The sequence below is a fragment of the Photobacterium panuliri genome (assembly GCF_059920555.1).
Window position 1 is genome coordinate 562,832 of the sequence record NZ_CP197192.1, and the last position, 16,855, is coordinate 579,686.

Annotated in this window: 7 protein-coding genes, 8 tRNA genes and 5 rRNA genes; 17 read left to right on the top strand and 3 right to left on the bottom strand. The window is 50.4% G+C overall.

What is annotated here, in order from left to right; translation table 11 throughout:
* Positions 1–180: 180 nt before the first annotated feature.
* The 9 genes from ACSF8X_RS02810 (at position 181) to ACSF8X_RS02850 (ending at position 9,068) form a co-directional block, all read left to right on the top strand.
* Positions 181–3,069: ribosomal RNA gene (locus tag ACSF8X_RS02810) — 23S ribosomal RNA — on the top strand.
* 118 nt (positions 3,070–3,187) lie between these two features.
* Positions 3,188–3,303, top strand: a 5S ribosomal RNA gene (gene rrf / locus ACSF8X_RS02815).
* A 293-nt stretch (positions 3,304–3,596) separates the two neighbouring features.
* Positions 3,597–5,141 (top strand): 16S ribosomal RNA (locus ACSF8X_RS02820).
* A gap of 94 nt (positions 5,142–5,235) precedes the next feature.
* A tRNA-Glu gene (locus ACSF8X_RS02825) sits at positions 5,236–5,311 on the top strand.
* Position 5,312: 1 nt separating this feature from the next.
* A tRNA-Lys gene (locus ACSF8X_RS02830) sits at positions 5,313–5,388 on the top strand.
* Positions 5,389–5,419: 31 nt separating this feature from the next.
* Positions 5,420–5,495 (top strand) — tRNA-Val (locus tag ACSF8X_RS02835).
* A gap of 309 nt (positions 5,496–5,804) precedes the next feature.
* Positions 5,805–8,693 (top strand): 23S ribosomal RNA (locus ACSF8X_RS02840).
* A 117-nt stretch (positions 8,694–8,810) separates the two neighbouring features.
* Positions 8,811–8,926: ribosomal RNA gene (gene rrf, locus ACSF8X_RS02845) — 5S ribosomal RNA — on the top strand.
* Together the 16S, 23S and 5S rRNA genes with 4 tRNA genes alongside form the textbook arrangement of a ribosomal RNA operon.
* A 65-nt stretch (positions 8,927–8,991) precedes the next feature.
* Positions 8,992–9,068: transfer RNA gene (locus ACSF8X_RS02850), tRNA-Asp, on the top strand.
* Between the two features lie 456 nt (positions 9,069–9,524).
* Here ACSF8X_RS02850 and ACSF8X_RS02855 read toward each other — a convergent pair.
* The 3 genes from ACSF8X_RS02855 to ACSF8X_RS02865 form a co-directional block, all read right to left on the bottom strand.
* Positions 9,525–10,154 carry an isochorismatase family protein gene (locus ACSF8X_RS02855; protein ID WP_500850651.1) on the bottom strand — a complete coding sequence of 210 codons (630 nt, stop codon included), beginning with the start codon at positions 10,152–10,154 and terminating at the stop codon, positions 9,525–9,527.
* Between the two features lie 10 nt (positions 10,155–10,164).
* Entirely contained in the window at positions 10,165–11,514 is a 1,350-nt protein-coding gene (gene pssA / locus ACSF8X_RS02860; protein ID WP_500850652.1) for a CDP-diacylglycerol--serine O-phosphatidyltransferase, read from the bottom strand.
* 130 nt (positions 11,515–11,644) lie between these two features.
* Entirely contained in the window at positions 11,645–12,064 is a 420-nt protein-coding gene (locus tag ACSF8X_RS02865; protein ID WP_500850653.1) for a GNAT family N-acetyltransferase, read from the bottom strand.
* Positions 12,065–12,136: 72 nt separating this feature from the next.
* Here ACSF8X_RS02865 and murB point away from each other — a divergent pair, with 72 nt between their 5' ends.
* The 8 genes from murB (at position 12,137) to tuf (ending at position 16,654) form a co-directional block, all read left to right on the top strand.
* A complete protein-coding gene (gene murB, locus ACSF8X_RS02870) occupies positions 12,137–13,186 on the top strand; it encodes a UDP-N-acetylmuramate dehydrogenase (RefSeq protein ID WP_500850654.1) in 1,050 nt (349 codons plus the stop codon).
* Positions 13,173–14,135 (top strand): bifunctional biotin--[acetyl-CoA-carboxylase] ligase/biotin operon repressor BirA, encoded by a 963-nt coding sequence (birA, locus tag ACSF8X_RS02875; RefSeq protein ID WP_500850655.1) that lies wholly within the window; start codon positions 13,173–13,175, stop codon positions 14,133–14,135. Before murB ends, birA begins: the two co-directional genes overlap by 14 nt.
* Complete coding sequence (locus tag ACSF8X_RS02880) at positions 14,135–14,866, top strand: type III pantothenate kinase (RefSeq protein WP_047881217.1); 732 nt, start codon at positions 14,135–14,137, stop codon at positions 14,864–14,866. The genes birA and ACSF8X_RS02880 overlap by 1 nt, the downstream gene beginning before the upstream one ends.
* Before the next feature lie 96 nt (positions 14,867–14,962).
* Positions 14,963–15,038: transfer RNA gene (locus ACSF8X_RS02885), tRNA-Thr, on the top strand.
* Between the two features lie 37 nt (positions 15,039–15,075).
* Positions 15,076–15,160: transfer RNA gene (locus ACSF8X_RS02890), tRNA-Tyr, on the top strand.
* Positions 15,161–15,199: 39 nt separating this feature from the next.
* A tRNA-Gly gene (locus ACSF8X_RS02895) sits at positions 15,200–15,274 on the top strand.
* A gap of 12 nt (positions 15,275–15,286) precedes the next feature.
* Positions 15,287–15,362 (top strand) — tRNA-Thr (locus ACSF8X_RS02900).
* Between the two features lie 107 nt (positions 15,363–15,469).
* Complete coding sequence (gene tuf / locus ACSF8X_RS02905) at positions 15,470–16,654, top strand: elongation factor Tu (RefSeq protein WP_500850656.1); 1,185 nt, start codon at positions 15,470–15,472, stop codon at positions 16,652–16,654.
* The last annotated feature ends 201 nt before the right edge of the window (positions 16,655–16,855 follow it).

Consider the following 16,855-nt stretch of genomic DNA (forward strand, 5'->3'; position numbering starts at 1 on the left):
GCTGACTAGTAAATTCAATCGAATGATTGATTTATAGTTTCTACTCTAACGAGTAGGAACGAGTTCTCAAGCAACACACATTCAAGTGTCTTGTGTAAGAAGTCCGGCAAAACAACGTCTATCACAACTCAGATAGACAACCTTGGTTGTTTGAACATACGAAACCTCTTGGGGTTGTATGGTTAAGTGACTAAGCGTACACGGTGGATGCCTGGGCAGTCAGAGGCGATGAAGGACGTACTAACTTGCGATAAGCCAAGACGAGGCAGTAAGAGCCACTCGAGTCTTGGATTTCCGAATGGGGAAACCCAGCTGCATAAGCAGTTATCTCAATGTGAATACATAGCATTGTGAGGCGAACCGGGGGAACTGAAACATCTAAGTACCCCGAGGAAAAGAAATCAACCGAGATTCCGGCAGTAGCGGCGAGCGAAACCGGATTAGCCCTTAAGTTGAATTGGCACTAGGCGAACACGCTGGAAAGCGTGGCGATACAGGGTGACAGCCCCGTAGCCGACGGTGCCTTTACAGTGAAATCGAGTAGGACGGGACACGTGTTATCCTGTCTGAACATGGGGGGACCATCCTCCAAGGCTAAATACTCCTGACTGACCGATAGTGAACCAGTACCGTGAGGGAAAGGCGAAAAGAACCCCTGTGAGGGGAGTGAAATAGAACCTGAAACCGTGTACGTACAAGCAGTAGGAGCAGGCTTGTCCTGTGACTGCGTACCTTTTGTATAATGGGTCAGCGACTTAATTTTAGTAGCAAGGTTAACCGTATAGGGGAGCCGTAGGGAAACCGAGTCTTAACTGGGCGTTCAGTTGCTAGGATTAGACCCGAAACCGAGTGATCTAGCCATGGGCAGGTTGAAGGTGAGGTAACACTTACTGGAGGACCGAACCGACTAATGTTGAAAAATTAGCGGATGACTTGTGGCTAGGGGTGAAAGGCCAATCAAACTCGGAGATAGCTGGTTCTCCCCGAAAGCTATTTAGGTAGCGCCTCGGACGAATACTACTGGGGGTAGAGCACTGTTAAGGCTAGGGGGTCATCCCGACTTACCAACCCTTTGCAAACTCCGAATACCAGTAAGTACTATCCGGGAGACACACGGCGGGTGCTAACGTCCGTCGTGGAGAGGGAAACAACCCAGACCGCCAGCTAAGGTCCCAAAGTTATCGCTAAGTGGGAAACGATGTGGGAAGGCTCAGACAGCCAGGATGTTGGCTTAGAAGCAGCCATCATTTAAAGAAAGCGTAATAGCTCACTGGTCGAGTCGGCCTGCGCGGAAGATTTAACGGGGCTAAGCGATACACCGAAGCTGCGGCAATGCAATTTATTGTATTGGGTAGGGGAGCGTTCTGTAAGCCGCTGAAGGTGTCCTGTAAGGGGCGCTGGAGGTATCAGAAGTGCGAATGCTGACATGAGTAACGACAAAGGGGGTGAAAAACCTCCTCGCCGGAAGACCAAGGGTTCCTGTCCAACGTTAATCGGGGCAGGGTGAGTCGACCCCTAAGGCGAGGCCGAAAGGCGTAGTCGATGGGAAACGGGTTAATATTCCCGTACTTCTTGCTATTGCGATGGGGGGACGGAGAAGGCTAGGTGGGCCTGGCGACGGTTGTCCAGGTTCAAGTATGTAGGCTGATGGTTTAGGCAAATCCGGACCATCTCAAGGCTGAGATACGACGTCGAGGCACTACGGTGCTGAAGTCATTGATGCCATGCTTCCGGGAAAAGCCTCTAAGCTTCAGATAGCAAGGAATCGTACCCCAAACCGACACAGGTGGTCGGGTAGAGAATACCAAGGCGCTTGAGAGAACTCGGGTGAAGGAACTAGGCAAAATGGTACCGTAACTTCGGGAGAAGGTACGCTTCTGACGGTGAAGTCCCTCGCGGATGGAGCTATCGGAAGTCGCAGATACCAGGTGGCTGCAACTGTTTATTAAAAACACAGCACTGTGCAAAATCGAAAGATGACGTATACGGTGTGACGCCTGCCCGGTGCCGGAAGGTTAATTGATGGGGTTAGCGCAAGCGAAGCTCTTGATCGAAGCCCCGGTAAACGGCGGCCGTAACTATAACGGTCCTAAGGTAGCGAAATTCCTTGTCGGGTAAGTTCCGACCTGCACGAATGGCGTAATGATGGCCACGCTGTCTCCACCCGAGACTCAGTGAAATTGAAATCGCAGTGAAGATGCTGCGTACCCGCGGCTAGACGGAAAGACCCCGTGAACCTTTACTACAGCTTGGCACTGAACATTGACCCTACATGTGTAGGATAGGTGGGAGGCTTCGAAGCAGGTACGCCAGTATCTGTGGAGCCGTCCTTGAAATACCACCCTTGTAGTGTTGATGTTCTAACGTCGCCCCCTTATCGGGGGTACGGACAGTGCCTGGTGGGTAGTTTGACTGGGGCGGTCTCCTCCCAAAGAGTAACGGAGGAGCACGAAGGTGGGCTAATCACGGTCGGACATCGTGAGGTTAGTGCAATGGCATAAGCCCGCTTGACTGCGAGAATGACGGTTCGAGCAGGTGCGAAAGCAGGTCATAGTGATCCGGTGGTTCTGTATGGAAGGGCCATCGCTCAACGGATAAAAGGTACTCCGGGGATAACAGGCTGATACCGCCCAAGAGTTCATATCGACGGCGGTGTTTGGCACCTCGATGTCGGCTCATCACATCCTGGGGCTGAAGTCGGTCCCAAGGGTATGGCTGTTCGCCATTTAAAGTGGTACGCGAGCTGGGTTTAGAACGTCGTGAGACAGTTCGGTCCCTATCTGCCGTGGGCGCTGGATGATTGAGAGGGGCTGCTCCTAGTACGAGAGGACCGGAGTGGACGAACCTCTGGTGTTCGGGTTGTGTCGCCAGACGCATTGCCCGGTAGCTAAGTTCGGAATCGATAACCGCTGAAAGCATCTAAGCGGGAAGCGAGCCTCAAGATGAGTCATCCCTGATACTTTAAGTATCCTGAAGGGTTGTTGGAGACTACGACGTAGATAGGCAGGGTGTGTAAGCGCTGTGAGGCGTTGAGCTAACCTGTACTAATTGCCCGTGAGGCTTAACCATACAACACCCAAGGGGTTTTATCGGACTCCATGAGCACTTGAATGACAGTGCTTGAGATAACTAGTTAACTTTCCCAGATTGCTATTTGCGGCCGAGAGGCGGCAGATAAACGAATTTGCTTGGCGACCATAGCGTTATGGACCCACCTGATCCCATGCCGAACTCAGCAGTGAAACGTAACAGCGCCGATGGTAGTGTGGGGCCTCCCCATGTGAGAGTAGGACATCGCCAGGCTCCAATTTGCACTTGCTTGAGAGTCAAGCAAGTCACCATAGAATTTTGAGGTGACTCAGAGTTTTATGTTGACTTTCAAAGTGTGTGGCGTATTATACGCACCTCGCTTGAGCGCCTCGGCGCGGAAAGCCAATGTTCTTTAACAATTTGACCATGCAATCTGTGTGGGCACTCGTGAAAAGATTTAGTCAAAAGATTTAAATCAGTGAACTGAGTGACCAAATCGGTAGCAATACCGGCACAGTCAATTTATCAGTAATCACTGAGCCGTTTCTTCGGAAACACCAAAACTTTAATTGAAGAGTTTGATCATGGCTCAGATTGAACGCTGGCGGCAGGCCTAACACATGCAAGTCGAGCGGTAACATTCCAAAAGCTTGCTTTTGGAGATGACGAGCGGCGGACGGGTGAGTAATGCCTGGGAACATGCCTTGGTGTGGGGGATAACCATTGGAAACGATGGCTAATACCGCATAACGTCTACGGACCAAAGAGGGGGACCTTCGGGCCTCTCGCGCCAAGATTGGCCCAGGTGGGATTAGCTAGTAGGTGGGGTAACGGCTCACCTAGGCGACGATCCCTAGCTGGTCTGAGAGGATGATCAGCCACACTGGAACTGAGACACGGTCCAGACTCCTACGGGAGGCAGCAGTGGGGAATATTGCACAATGGGGGAAACCCTGATGCAGCCATGCCGCGTGTGTGAAGAAGGCCTTCGGGTTGTAAAGCACTTTCAGTAGGGAGGAAGGCAGTGTCGTTAATAGCGGCATTGTTTGACGTTACCTACAGAAGAAGCACCGGCTAACTCCGTGCCAGCAGCCGCGGTAATACGGAGGGTGCGAGCGTTAATCGGAATTACTGGGCGTAAAGCGCATGCAGGCGGCTTGTTAAGCCAGATGTGAAAGCCCGGGGCTCAACCTCGGAATAGCATTTGGAACTGGCAGGCTAGAGTCTTGTAGAGGGGGGTAGAATTTCAGGTGTAGCGGTGAAATGCGTAGAGATCTGAAGGAATACCGGTGGCGAAGGCGGCCCCCTGGACAAAGACTGACGCTCAGATGCGAAAGCGTGGGGAGCAAACAGGATTAGATACCCTGGTAGTCCACGCCGTAAACGATGTCTACTTGGAGGCTGTTCCCTTGAGGAGTGGCTTTCGGAGCTAACGCGTTAAGTAGACCGCCTGGGGAGTACGGTCGCAAGATTAAAACTCAAATGAATTGACGGGGGCCCGCACAAGCGGTGGAGCATGTGGTTTAATTCGATGCAACGCGAAGAACCTTACCTACTCTTGACATCCAGAGAACTTTCCAGAGATGGATTGGTGCCTTCGGGAACTCTGAGACAGGTGCTGCATGGCTGTCGTCAGCTCGTGTTGTGAAATGTTGGGTTAAGTCCCGCAACGAGCGCAACCCCTATCCTTGTTTGCCAGCGCGTAATGGCGGGAACTCCAGGGAGACTGCCGGTGATAAACCGGAGGAAGGTGGGGACGACGTCAAGTCATCATGGCCCTTACGAGTAGGGCTACACACGTGCTACAATGGCGTATACAGAGGGCGGCCAACCAGCGATGGTGAGCGAATCCCACAAAGTACGTCGTAGTCCGGATTGGAGTCTGCAACTCGACTCCATGAAGTCGGAATCGCTAGTAATCGTGGATCAGAATGCCACGGTGAATACGTTCCCGGGCCTTGTACACACCGCCCGTCACACCATGGGAGTGGGCTGCACCAGAAGTAGATAGCTTAACCTTCGGGAGGGCGTTTACCACGGTGTGGTTCATGACTGGGGTGAAGTCGTAACAAGGTAGCCCTAGGGGAACCTGGGGCTGGATCACCTCCTTAACGATATGACTGCGCTTTTGACGCAGTGTCCACACAGATTGCCTGGTCGAAAAAGTAGAGAACATGTTTCGGATGCCCAAGCCCGGAAAACTTAGTCCCATTCGTCTAGAGGCCTAGGACACCGCCCTTTCACGGCGGTAACAGGGGTTCGACTCCCCTATGGGACGCCACGGGTCGTTAGCTCAGTTGGTAGAGCAGTTGACTTTTAATCAATTGGTCGCAGGTTCGAATCCTGCACGACCCACCATTCTTTCTCGCGAAGGAATCAAAACTATCGTGGGCGATTAGCTCAGTTGGGAGAGCACCTGCCTTACAAGCAGGGGGTCACTGGTTCGAGCCCGGTATCGCCCACCACTCTCTAAGTATTTTCTGCACGGATACGCAGATTCAATGAAGGTTGACTTTGTTGGGTCCGCATTTTTGCCGCCGAAAATCATTAGAAAGTGGTTCGAAAGAATTGCATGCTCTTTAACAATCTGGAAAGCTGACTAGTAAATTCAATCGAATGATTGATTTATAGTTTCTACTCTAACGAGTAGGAACGAGTTCTCAAGCAACACACATTCAAGTGTCTTGTGTAAGAAGTCCGGCAAAACAACGTCTATCACAACTCAGATAGACAACCTTGGTTGTTTGAACATACGAAACCTCTTGGGGTTGTATGGTTAAGTGACTAAGCGTACACGGTGGATGCCTGGGCAGTCAGAGGCGATGAAGGACGTACTAACTTGCGATAAGCCAAGACGAGGCAGTAAGAGCCACTCGAGTCTTGGATTTCCGAATGGGGAAACCCAGCTGCATAAGCAGTTATCTCAATGTGAATACATAGCATTGTGAGGCGAACCGGGGGAACTGAAACATCTAAGTACCCCGAGGAAAAGAAATCAACCGAGATTCCGGCAGTAGCGGCGAGCGAAACCGGATTAGCCCTTAAGTTGAATTGGCACTAGGCGAACACGCTGGAAAGCGTGGCGATACAGGGTGACAGCCCCGTAGCCGACGGTGCCTTTACAGTGAAATCGAGTAGGACGGGACACGTGTTATCCTGTCTGAACATGGGGGGACCATCCTCCAAGGCTAAATACTCCTGACTGACCGATAGTGAACCAGTACCGTGAGGGAAAGGCGAAAAGAACCCCTGTGAGGGGAGTGAAATAGAACCTGAAACCGTGTACGTACAAGCAGTAGGAGCAGGCTTGTCCTGTGACTGCGTACCTTTTGTATAATGGGTCAGCGACTTAATTTTAGTAGCAAGGTTAACCGTATAGGGGAGCCGTAGGGAAACCGAGTCTTAACTGGGCGTTCAGTTGCTAGGATTAGACCCGAAACCGAGTGATCTAGCCATGGGCAGGTTGAAGGTGAGGTAACACTTACTGGAGGACCGAACCGACTAATGTTGAAAAATTAGCGGATGACTTGTGGCTAGGGGTGAAAGGCCAATCAAACTCGGAGATAGCTGGTTCTCCCCGAAAGCTATTTAGGTAGCGCCTCGGACGAATACTACTGGGGGTAGAGCACTGTTAAGGCTAGGGGGTCATCCCGACTTACCAACCCTTTGCAAACTCCGAATACCAGTAAGTACTATCCGGGAGACACACGGCGGGTGCTAACGTCCGTCGTGGAGAGGGAAACAACCCAGACCGCCAGCTAAGGTCCCAAAGTTATCGCTAAGTGGGAAACGATGTGGGAAGGCTCAGACAGCCAGGATGTTGGCTTAGAAGCAGCCATCATTTAAAGAAAGCGTAATAGCTCACTGGTCGAGTCGGCCTGCGCGGAAGATTTAACGGGGCTAAGCGATACACCGAAGCTGCGGCAATGCAATTTATTGTATTGGGTAGGGGAGCGTTCTGTAAGCCGCTGAAGGTGTCCTGTAAGGGGCGCTGGAGGTATCAGAAGTGCGAATGCTGACATGAGTAACGACAAAGGGGGTGAAAAACCTCCTCGCCGGAAGACCAAGGGTTCCTGTCCAACGTTAATCGGGGCAGGGTGAGTCGACCCCTAAGGCGAGGCCGAAAGGCGTAGTCGATGGGAAACGGGTTAATATTCCCGTACTTCTTGCTATTGCGATGGGGGGACGGAGAAGGCTAGGTGGGCCTGGCGACGGTTGTCCAGGTTCAAGTATGTAGGCTGATGGTTTAGGCAAATCCGGACCATCTTAAGGCTGAGATACGACGTCGAGCCGCTACGGCGGTGAAGTCATTGATGCCATGCTTCCGGGAAAAGCCTCTAAGCTTCAGATAGCAAGGAATCGTACCCCAAACCGACACAGGTGGTCGGGTAGAGAATACCAAGGCGCTTGAGAGAACTCGGGTGAAGGAACTAGGCAAAATGGTACCGTAACTTCGGGAGAAGGTACGCTTCTGACGGTGAAGTCCCTCGCGGATGGAGCTATCGGAAGTCGCAGATACCAGGTGGCTGCAACTGTTTATTAAAAACACAGCACTGTGCAAAATCGAAAGATGACGTATACGGTGTGACGCCTGCCCGGTGCCGGAAGGTTAATTGATGGGGTTAGCGCAAGCGAAGCTCTTGATCGAAGCCCCGGTAAACGGCGGCCGTAACTATAACGGTCCTAAGGTAGCGAAATTCCTTGTCGGGTAAGTTCCGACCTGCACGAATGGCGTAATGATGGCCACGCTGTCTCCACCCGAGACTCAGTGAAATTGAAATCGCAGTGAAGATGCTGCGTACCCGCGGCTAGACGGAAAGACCCCGTGAACCTTTACTACAGCTTGGCACTGAACATTGACCCTACATGTGTAGGATAGGTGGGAGGCTTCGAAGCAGGTACGCCAGTATCTGTGGAGCCGTCCTTGAAATACCACCCTTGTAGTGTTGATGTTCTAACGTCGCCCCCTTATCGGGGGTACGGACAGTGCCTGGTGGGTAGTTTGACTGGGGCGGTCTCCTCCCAAAGAGTAACGGAGGAGCACGAAGGTGGGCTAATCACGGTCGGACATCGTGAGGTTAGTGCAATGGCATAAGCCCGCTTGACTGCGAGAATGACGGTTCGAGCAGGTGCGAAAGCAGGTCATAGTGATCCGGTGGTTCTGTATGGAAGGGCCATCGCTCAACGGATAAAAGGTACTCCGGGGATAACAGGCTGATACCGCCCAAGAGTTCATATCGACGGCGGTGTTTGGCACCTCGATGTCGGCTCATCACATCCTGGGGCTGAAGTCGGTCCCAAGGGTATGGCTGTTCGCCATTTAAAGTGGTACGCGAGCTGGGTTTAGAACGTCGTGAGACAGTTCGGTCCCTATCTGCCGTGGGCGCTGGATGATTGAGAGGGGCTGCTCCTAGTACGAGAGGACCGGAGTGGACGAACCTCTGGTGTTCGGGTTGTGTCGCCAGACGCATTGCCCGGTAGCTAAGTTCGGAATCGATAACCGCTGAAAGCATCTAAGCGGGAAGCGAGCCTCAAGATGAGTCATCCCTGATACTTTAAGTATCCTGAAGGGTTGTTGGAGACTACGACGTAGATAGGCAGGGTGTGTAAGCGCTGTGAGGCGTTGAGCTAACCTGTACTAATTGCCCGTGAGGCTTAACCATACAACACCCAAGGGGTTTTATCGGACTCCATGAGCACTTGAATGCAGTGCTTGAGATAACTAGTTAACTTTCCCAGATTGCTATTTGCGGCCGAGAGGCGGCAGATAAACGAATTTGCTTGGCGACCATAGCGTTATGGACCCACCTGATCCCATGCCGAACTCAGCAGTGAAACGTAACAGCGCCGATGGTAGTGTGGGGCCTCCCCATGTGAGAGTAGGACATCGCCAGGCTTCAAACATTAGATACTTGTTCTGAACGACAGGTATCGGATAGAGAGAAATCTCTGTCACCGTGTGGAGCGGTAGTTCAGTTGGTTAGAATACCGGCCTGTCACGCCGGGGGTCGCGGGTTCGAGTCCCGTCCGCTCCGCCACTTATTAAGAAACCCTGTCGGTAACGACAGGGTTTTTTGCTATATACTGCTCCTAAAGAGCCCTTCGGTCTCTAGGTCGCGGCTGGATGGCCAGCCCCGACTGGCTGTGCGCGTTGAGCCCTAGTCGTGCGCGACCCCGGCCACTCCGCCACTTCTTCGAAAGCCCCGCTAGAAATAGCGGGGCTTTTTTGTATTTGAATAATTTTGAATGTCCGTCCTTCGGCTGGATAGCCAAGACTAGGTATCCCCTTCAAAGACTAGTATTTTAAAGATCGGATATGGATGATAGTTATTCTTGGCGGGATGTCATTATTCTTATCTGACGCTCAGTGTCTTGGTAAAGACTTTATTGCAGTTTAAAGCAAGCGTGGTATGAGGCTTTAGCGGAAGAAGAGTGATTTAGTGGTGGGATTTTGGGATGTAAAGATAACCCAGCAATACTGGATTATCTTTTATTTATAAGTGCGTCTGGATAGTGTCTAAATCAGAGCAGATTATAATACCTATCTTAGACATTGCATCACAGGCTTCCTCGACAGTCTCTGACGCTATTCCCCTGCATGCGCTGAGGTTAACGATGACTTTGAATTTCTGCGTTTCTTGAAGCTGCATAGCAGTAGTTTTGACGCAATAATCTGTTGCTAAGCCCCCAATGATTATCGTCTCAACGTTTTGAGCAGATAGCCACTCAATAAGCCCCGTACTGAGTTTCTCTTGAAGATCATGATAGCAGGCACCATAAGGATGAAGATCCGGTTCGATCCCTTTCCAGATCACATGATCATACTCAGTGACCTTAGGAAGTCCTGGAATGGTTTCAAATCCTGCCGTACCTGGGACTGCATGGGCTACCCACGTCCGGTCAGCATTGGGGTATGTAAGAGGCTCTAGCATGTGATCATGGCTATCGACAACCCAGATGGCATTTGCAGGATGCGCATCTTTGGTTAGGATCCGAAGATCTGCCAATTTAGCTTGCGCATTCAATGCTGCCCCTAAGGTATCACCATCATGGACCGGCAGTTCGTCAGGGCATAGTGGCGTAAATGTCTTTTGAGGATCAACATCAATTGAGGCTATAGCCATACTCAACTCCTTAGAGTATTTGGTTCAATATATGATCAGCTTTTATCCTGCGGATGCGTTTAATTAGCTTCCTTACCTGTGCCGGGTATGTATCGATTTTCTCTATGAACTTGTAGCTGCCCACTAGTTGGGTATGTTCGAGGATCCTATCCAGTTCTTGCTGTTTTTGTTCGGCAAGTAATTGATTTTTATCGTTAACGAGAATGGCGTTTTCTAAATCAAGTTTCCAGGCTCGAGGATTAAGGTTATTACCTGTTATTAGCATGAAAGTTCGGTCAACCCAAATTCCCTTGAGGTGGAAACTATTATCGCCGTCTTTCCATAAATGAATGGCTAATTGACGTCGTGCAATTGCTGATTCATTTTGCTTTGCGAAATGGCGCAGATTTACTTCATAAAGATAGGGGAGTCCCGCAATCGTTTTAAAGGGTTCGCTAGGCGGAATATAAAAGTCGTTGGCGGTTTTATCACCTACTACAATTGTGACTTTTACACCGCGTCGCAATGCGCGTTTAACTTCCCGACTTATCGAACGCGGGAAGTTAAAATATGGAGTGCAGATAGTCAGCTCTTGTTGGGCACTGGCAATTAAGGTGCAGATATGCTGGTTCAGTGTGTTTTTGCGCTTACCTAGGCCGACCAACGGTGTCAAACCGACTTCCATTTCGCTGATGGCGTCGGGGCTGTATTGGTAGCTTGCCCTACTGAGTTGTTGGCGGAAGGCTTTAATTGCACCCTTCAGTGTCTTCGTTTCAGGCCGAAGGGGCTGACTGAGGCAATTCACAGCATCGTTATTAACCAAATTATTGATAATAAACTCAGCCATACTGTTTGCTAATTTTGCGTTACTAATGACATGGTAACGATCGTAGCGGTAGCGGTTGTGTTTTGCCAGATAGACGTCGTTGAGGCTTGCGCCGCTATAGATCACCTTCTCGTCAATGACAAAACCTTTGAGGTGCAGGACACCAAAGACTTCACGATTACGGACCGGGACGCCAAGAACTTGGATTTGATGGGTATAGCGTGAGGCGAATTCTCGATAAACCGCAGTATTGCCATCAGATTGGGCCGCGCCGATAAGGCCGCGTTGTGCACGGTGCCAGTCTACCAATACTTTGATATCAAGCTCCGGTCTGGCCTGTTTCGCTTCGTAGAGTGCCGTCAGTATCTCACGACCCGCATCATCATCTTGCAGGTAAAGGGCTACGAGATAGATACGATTCGTAGCATTGCCAATTTCGTGATGAAGACGCTTTCGGAACGACTCGGCGTCAAAAAGGGTTTCTAAATCTTCTGGGTTGTGTGCAATACACGGCAGCTGCTCAATGCGTTGCTTGTTAGCAATAGCTGAATCCATTATCGCCTCGTTTACGCGACCCTATTTCAGGTAATCGATGAATTAAGGGGGCAATTATACCAGAAAATCCCCCGAGTCAATCTATCAGACGCTGCTTGCAGCATGGATAGTTGAAAGATCCGTCATATCTTTACAATTTCATTGCGATAAGATCTTTTCCTGCTGCACGGTATCGGACTAGGCGAGATAGGAGAGCTTCAGGAAGATCGTGGTCCCCAATTCTGGAAAAACCGGCTGACTCGTAAAATTGTTCAAGATAACTGAACGCCAAGCAGTAGCACGGCTGCAGTGTCTGCTGGGGACGACTGGCATGCAAAAGTTGGCGACCGATCCCTGTACCGCGTCGTTCTGGAGCGACGACCATTCCTGTTAGGAGTTGGAAACCATCAAATAGCTTGAATCTAACACAGCAGCATATTTGTTTGTTATCTTCACCTGTCCATATGATTTCGTCTTTCTTGGCTTTACCTGCTGGGTAATGCTGTTTGTAAAAACGGTTGACTAGGGGGAAGCGGAGAGGTTCAAGAGGATGAAAACTAAGCTTGTCCATGGGAAAACACTGCCAAGAGAGAATGAATCAGTTAAAATGCAGCCCAAGTATAAGGTATAGGTCATAAAACGCATGAAGGTTTTGCAAGATAGATCGCTGGCACCGTTTCATACATTTGGACTTGATGTAAAAGCCAAGCAAATTGTAATGGTTGAGACAGATGCGGAGTTGGTGTCCGTCTGGCTGGACGACAGTTATCGTGATTGGCCGAAGCTGATTATCGGGCAAGGCAGCAACCTTCTGTTTTGTGAGGACTTCGATGGGCTGGTTATCGTAAACAGAATTCGGGGTATTTCTATTACCGAAACTGACGAGGCATATTGTTTGCATGTTGGCGCGGGAGAGGATTGGCACGGACTGGTTGAGATGACTGTCCATGCTGATATGCCGGGACTGGAGAACATGGCGTTGATCCCGGGGTGTGTGGGATCATCTCCGATCCAGAATATCGGTGCCTATGGGGTTGAGCTTAAGGATCGCTGCCAATATGTAGACACCGTAGTCCTTGCTACGGGTGAGCATCGACGTTTGATGGCGGATGAATGCCAGTTCGGTTACCGAGACTCTGTGTTCAAGCATGCGCTGCAGCAAACCCATGCCATCACGGCCGTGGGTTTGCGTCTGGCGAAAGAGTGGCACCCTAATATTAGCTATGGCCCTCTAGCACAGTTTGATGCAGATAGCGTAACGGCGGCTGAAATCATGGCTACGGTGTGTGCGGTGCGTATGGAGAAACTGCCTGACCCTAAGCAGTGGGGTAATGCCGGGAGCTTTTTTAAGAATCCGGTTGTGCCGGCAGCGCTAGCCGAGGAGCTTGCGGGCCAGTTCCCTTCGATGCCTGCCTATCCGGCAGGTAGCGGCTGCAGCAAACTGGCTGCGGGCTGGTTGATTGATCAGTGTGGCCTTAAAGGACACCAAATTGGCGGTGCGCGCGTTCATGACAATCAAGCTTTGGTCTTGGTGAATTATCAGGGCGCATCATCAGCTGATTTGCTGGCGTTGGCAAAGTATGTCGTCGAGAGTGTCGAACGACGTTTTGGTGTGACGCTTGAGCATGAAGTTCGATTCATGGGACGGCAGGCCGAGACATCATTAGCCGAGGTCTACAATGAGAGATCATAGCACACGACTGGCGCTGATCCAGATGCTGGTTGACGGTGCGTTCCATTCGGGGGAGGAGCTTGGAGAGGCTTTGGGGATCTCGAGGGCTGCCATTAGCAAGCATATGAAAGTGCTGCGTTCATGGGGGCTGGATATCTACCGGGTTCAGGGTAAGGGATACTGTCTGTCGGGTCAGTTTGAGCTTTTGGATGAAGCGAAAATAGCCGCATTGGTTTCGTGCCCGAACCTGGATGTGATTCCGGTGATTGACTCTACGAATCAGTATTTGCTTGAACGTGTTGGGCAGTTGCCAAAAGGGGCTGTATGCCTGGCGGAGTATCAAGCAGCCGGGCGTGGCCGCCGGGGACGTCAATGGCTGTCGCCATTTGGCAGTAACCTCTATTTGTCCATGTACTGGCGTCTGGACGCCGGGATGGCAGCTGCGATGGGCTTGAGCCTTGTTGTTGGGGTTGCGCTAGCCGAGACGTTGCAATCCTTCGGTGCAGCTGATGTGAAAGTCAAATGGCCGAATGACCTTTACTATCAAGATAAAAAGCTGGCAGGGATCCTAGTTGAAATGACAGGGCAGGCCGGAGATGCAGCACACCTTGTGATTGGGATGGGCTTGAATATTGCCATGCCGGAACACGAGGGAGAGAGCATCGGTCAGGCCTGGACTAATTTGACTGAGGCGTGCGGCGCGTTGCCTGGCCGGAACGCACTTGCTGCCAGCTTAATTGAGCGGCTTCAGCGAACATTGGAAGATTACGAAGAAAAAGGACTCGAGGGGTTCCTCGATCGCTGGAATCGTCTGGATAATTATTTGGATCGCCCCGTGAGGTTGCTGATGGGAAACCGCGAAGTTGAAGGCGTAGCTCGTGGGATCAATGCACAGGGGGCGTTGTTACTGGAAACCGTCGATGGGCTTGTTCCTTTTATCGGTGGTGAAATCAGCCTCAGAGGTTGTTAATGCAGATTTTGATTGAAGCGGGCAATACCTATGTCAAGGTTGCCCAGTTTTTGGATGGCGGGAATTTTACTCTATTAGGGCGTTACCCTAGTCGTAAGCTTGAAATGGTATTAGAGCCATTGCTGGAAAAAGGGATCGAACGGATTGTCTTTGCCAGTGTCGGGCCGGTAGAGGTGGATAACTCGATACAGCGCATTTCGCAGTTGGCCAATATTCCCGTTTTGCAGGTCAAGACATTACGCAAGGACTTCGGAGTCAAGAACGCCTATAGCGAATACCAATACCTTGGTGTCGACCGTTGGCTGACATTAGTTGCCGTGCACCAGCAGTTCAAACGCCCTACGGTGATTGTTGATATCGGCACAGCCTTGACCTTTGATGTAATGACCGAGGAAGGTAAGCATCTTGGTGGGTGGATAGCCCCTGGTTACCAGTTGATGATGAAGTCAGTACTTGAGAATACAACGAAAGTATTTTCAGATCGTGAGCATAGCGATACCCTGACATTTGCAGACAACACGGCGGATGGCTTAAAAAATGGATGCCGAGCGGCGTTGGTTGGCTTGATTGAGTTTGGTTTGGCACAAGCTCGTGATCGATTCAAGGTTGAGCCCGATGTGATTCTTTGCGGCGGCGGTGTTCGTCATTTGCCGGCCGGGTGGGGGAAACACTTCTTGCGTCGTTCTGATCTGGTTCTGGAAGGCTTAGCTTTATACGCAAAATGCCGATAACGGCTGTTTTTCGAGCGGGCGAATAAAAAAACATAAAAAAAACACGATAACCTATTGCAAGGGTTGTGATAGTTATCTAGAATGCGCAGCACTTACGCCGACTTAGCTCAGTAGGTAGAGCAACTGACTTGTAATCAGTAGGTCACCAGTTCGATTCCGGTAGTCGGCACCATTTCCTCCATTGGGCGGAAATGTTAAAAAAGAATTTTGGAGGGGTTCCCGAGTGGCCAAAGGGAGCAGACTGTAAATCTGCCGGCTCCGCCTTCGATGGTTCGAATCCGTCCCCCTCCACCATTTTCAAACGATTGAATAGCTTAAAGAGTTACGAGTTTTGCGGGCATCGTATAATGGCTATTACCTCAGCCTTCCAAGCTGATGATGCGGGTTCGATTCCCGCTGCCCGCTCCACACATCTTGTGTGCTGATATAGCTCAGTCGGTAGAGCGCACCCTTGGTAAGGGTGAGGTCGGCAGTTCGAATCTGCCTATCAGCACCACTCTCCTCTCTTAAGTTACTTCCACTCTTTTGATATATACTCTACAAAACCCATGATTGGTTGTGTGGTCGTAATGCCACCAAATACCGTGCCTAGAGGGACAATCCATGTCTAAAGAAAAATTTGAACGCGTAAAACCGCACGTTAACGTTGGTACTATCGGCCACGTTGACCACGGTAAAACAACTCTAACTGCAGCTATCTGTACTACTCTTGCTAAAGTTTACGGCGGTGCTGCTCGTGACTTCGCATCAATCGACAACGCTCCTGAAGAGCGTGAGCGTGGTATCACAATCTCTACTTCTCACGTAGAGTACGATACTCCGACTCGTCACTACGCACACGTTGACTGCCCAGGACACGCCGACTACGTTAAAAACATGATCACCGGTGCTGCTCAGATGGACGGTGGTATCCTAGTTGTTGCTGCAACTGACGGCCCTATGCCTCAGACTCGTGAGCACATCCTACTAGGCCGTCAGGTTGGTATCCCTTACATCATCGTGTTCATGAACAAGTGTGACATGGTTGATGACGAAGAGCTTCTAGAGCTAGTAGAAATGGAAGTTCGTGAACTTCTATCTGAGTACGACTTCCCAGGCGACGATTGCCCAGTAATCATGGGTTCTGCTCTAGGTGCACTTAACGGTGAAGAGCAGTGGGAAGCTAAAGTAATCGAGCTTGCTGAAGCGCTAGATAACTACATCCCAGAGCCAGAGCGTGCGATCGACCGTCCGTTCATTCTTCCAATCGAAGACGTATTCTCAATCCAGGGCCGTGGTACTGTTGTAACTGGTCGTGTAGAGCAGGGTATCATCCGCGTTGGTGACGAAGTTTCTATCGTTGGTATCAAAGACACCATCAACACTACTTGTACTGGTGTTGAGATGTTCCGTAAGCTTCTAGACGAAGGCCGTGCTGGTGAGAACGTTGGTGTTCTTCTACGTGGTACTAAGCGTGACGAAGTTGAGCGTGGTCAGGTTCTTGCTAAGCCAGGTTCAATCACTCCACACACTACTTTCACTTCAGAAATCTATGTTCTTTCTAAAGATGAAGGCGGCCGTCACACTCCATTCTTCAAAGGTTACCGTCCACAGTTCTACTTCCGTACAACTGACGTAACTGGTACTATCGAGCTACCAGAAGGCGTTGAAATGGTAATGCCTGGCGATAACGTTTCTATGACTGTTACTCTAATCGCTCCTATCGCGATGGACGAAGGTCTACGTTTCGCTATCCGTGAAGGTGGCCGTACAGTTGGTGCCGGTGTTGTTGCTACAATCGTTGAATAATATTTGACGACTAGGTACTAAAAAGGGCATCATTTGATGCCCTTTTTCTGCGCTATAGCATAAAATTGTACGATTTTTACGCTATGGTGTAGAGGAAACCTTTTACGATGAAGTTGTTATTGTAATTAAAGCCTTAGGCTTTCCTTCATTACTGGCCTCGCATATGCGGGGTTATTTTCGTCTATATTGAGACTAGTTACA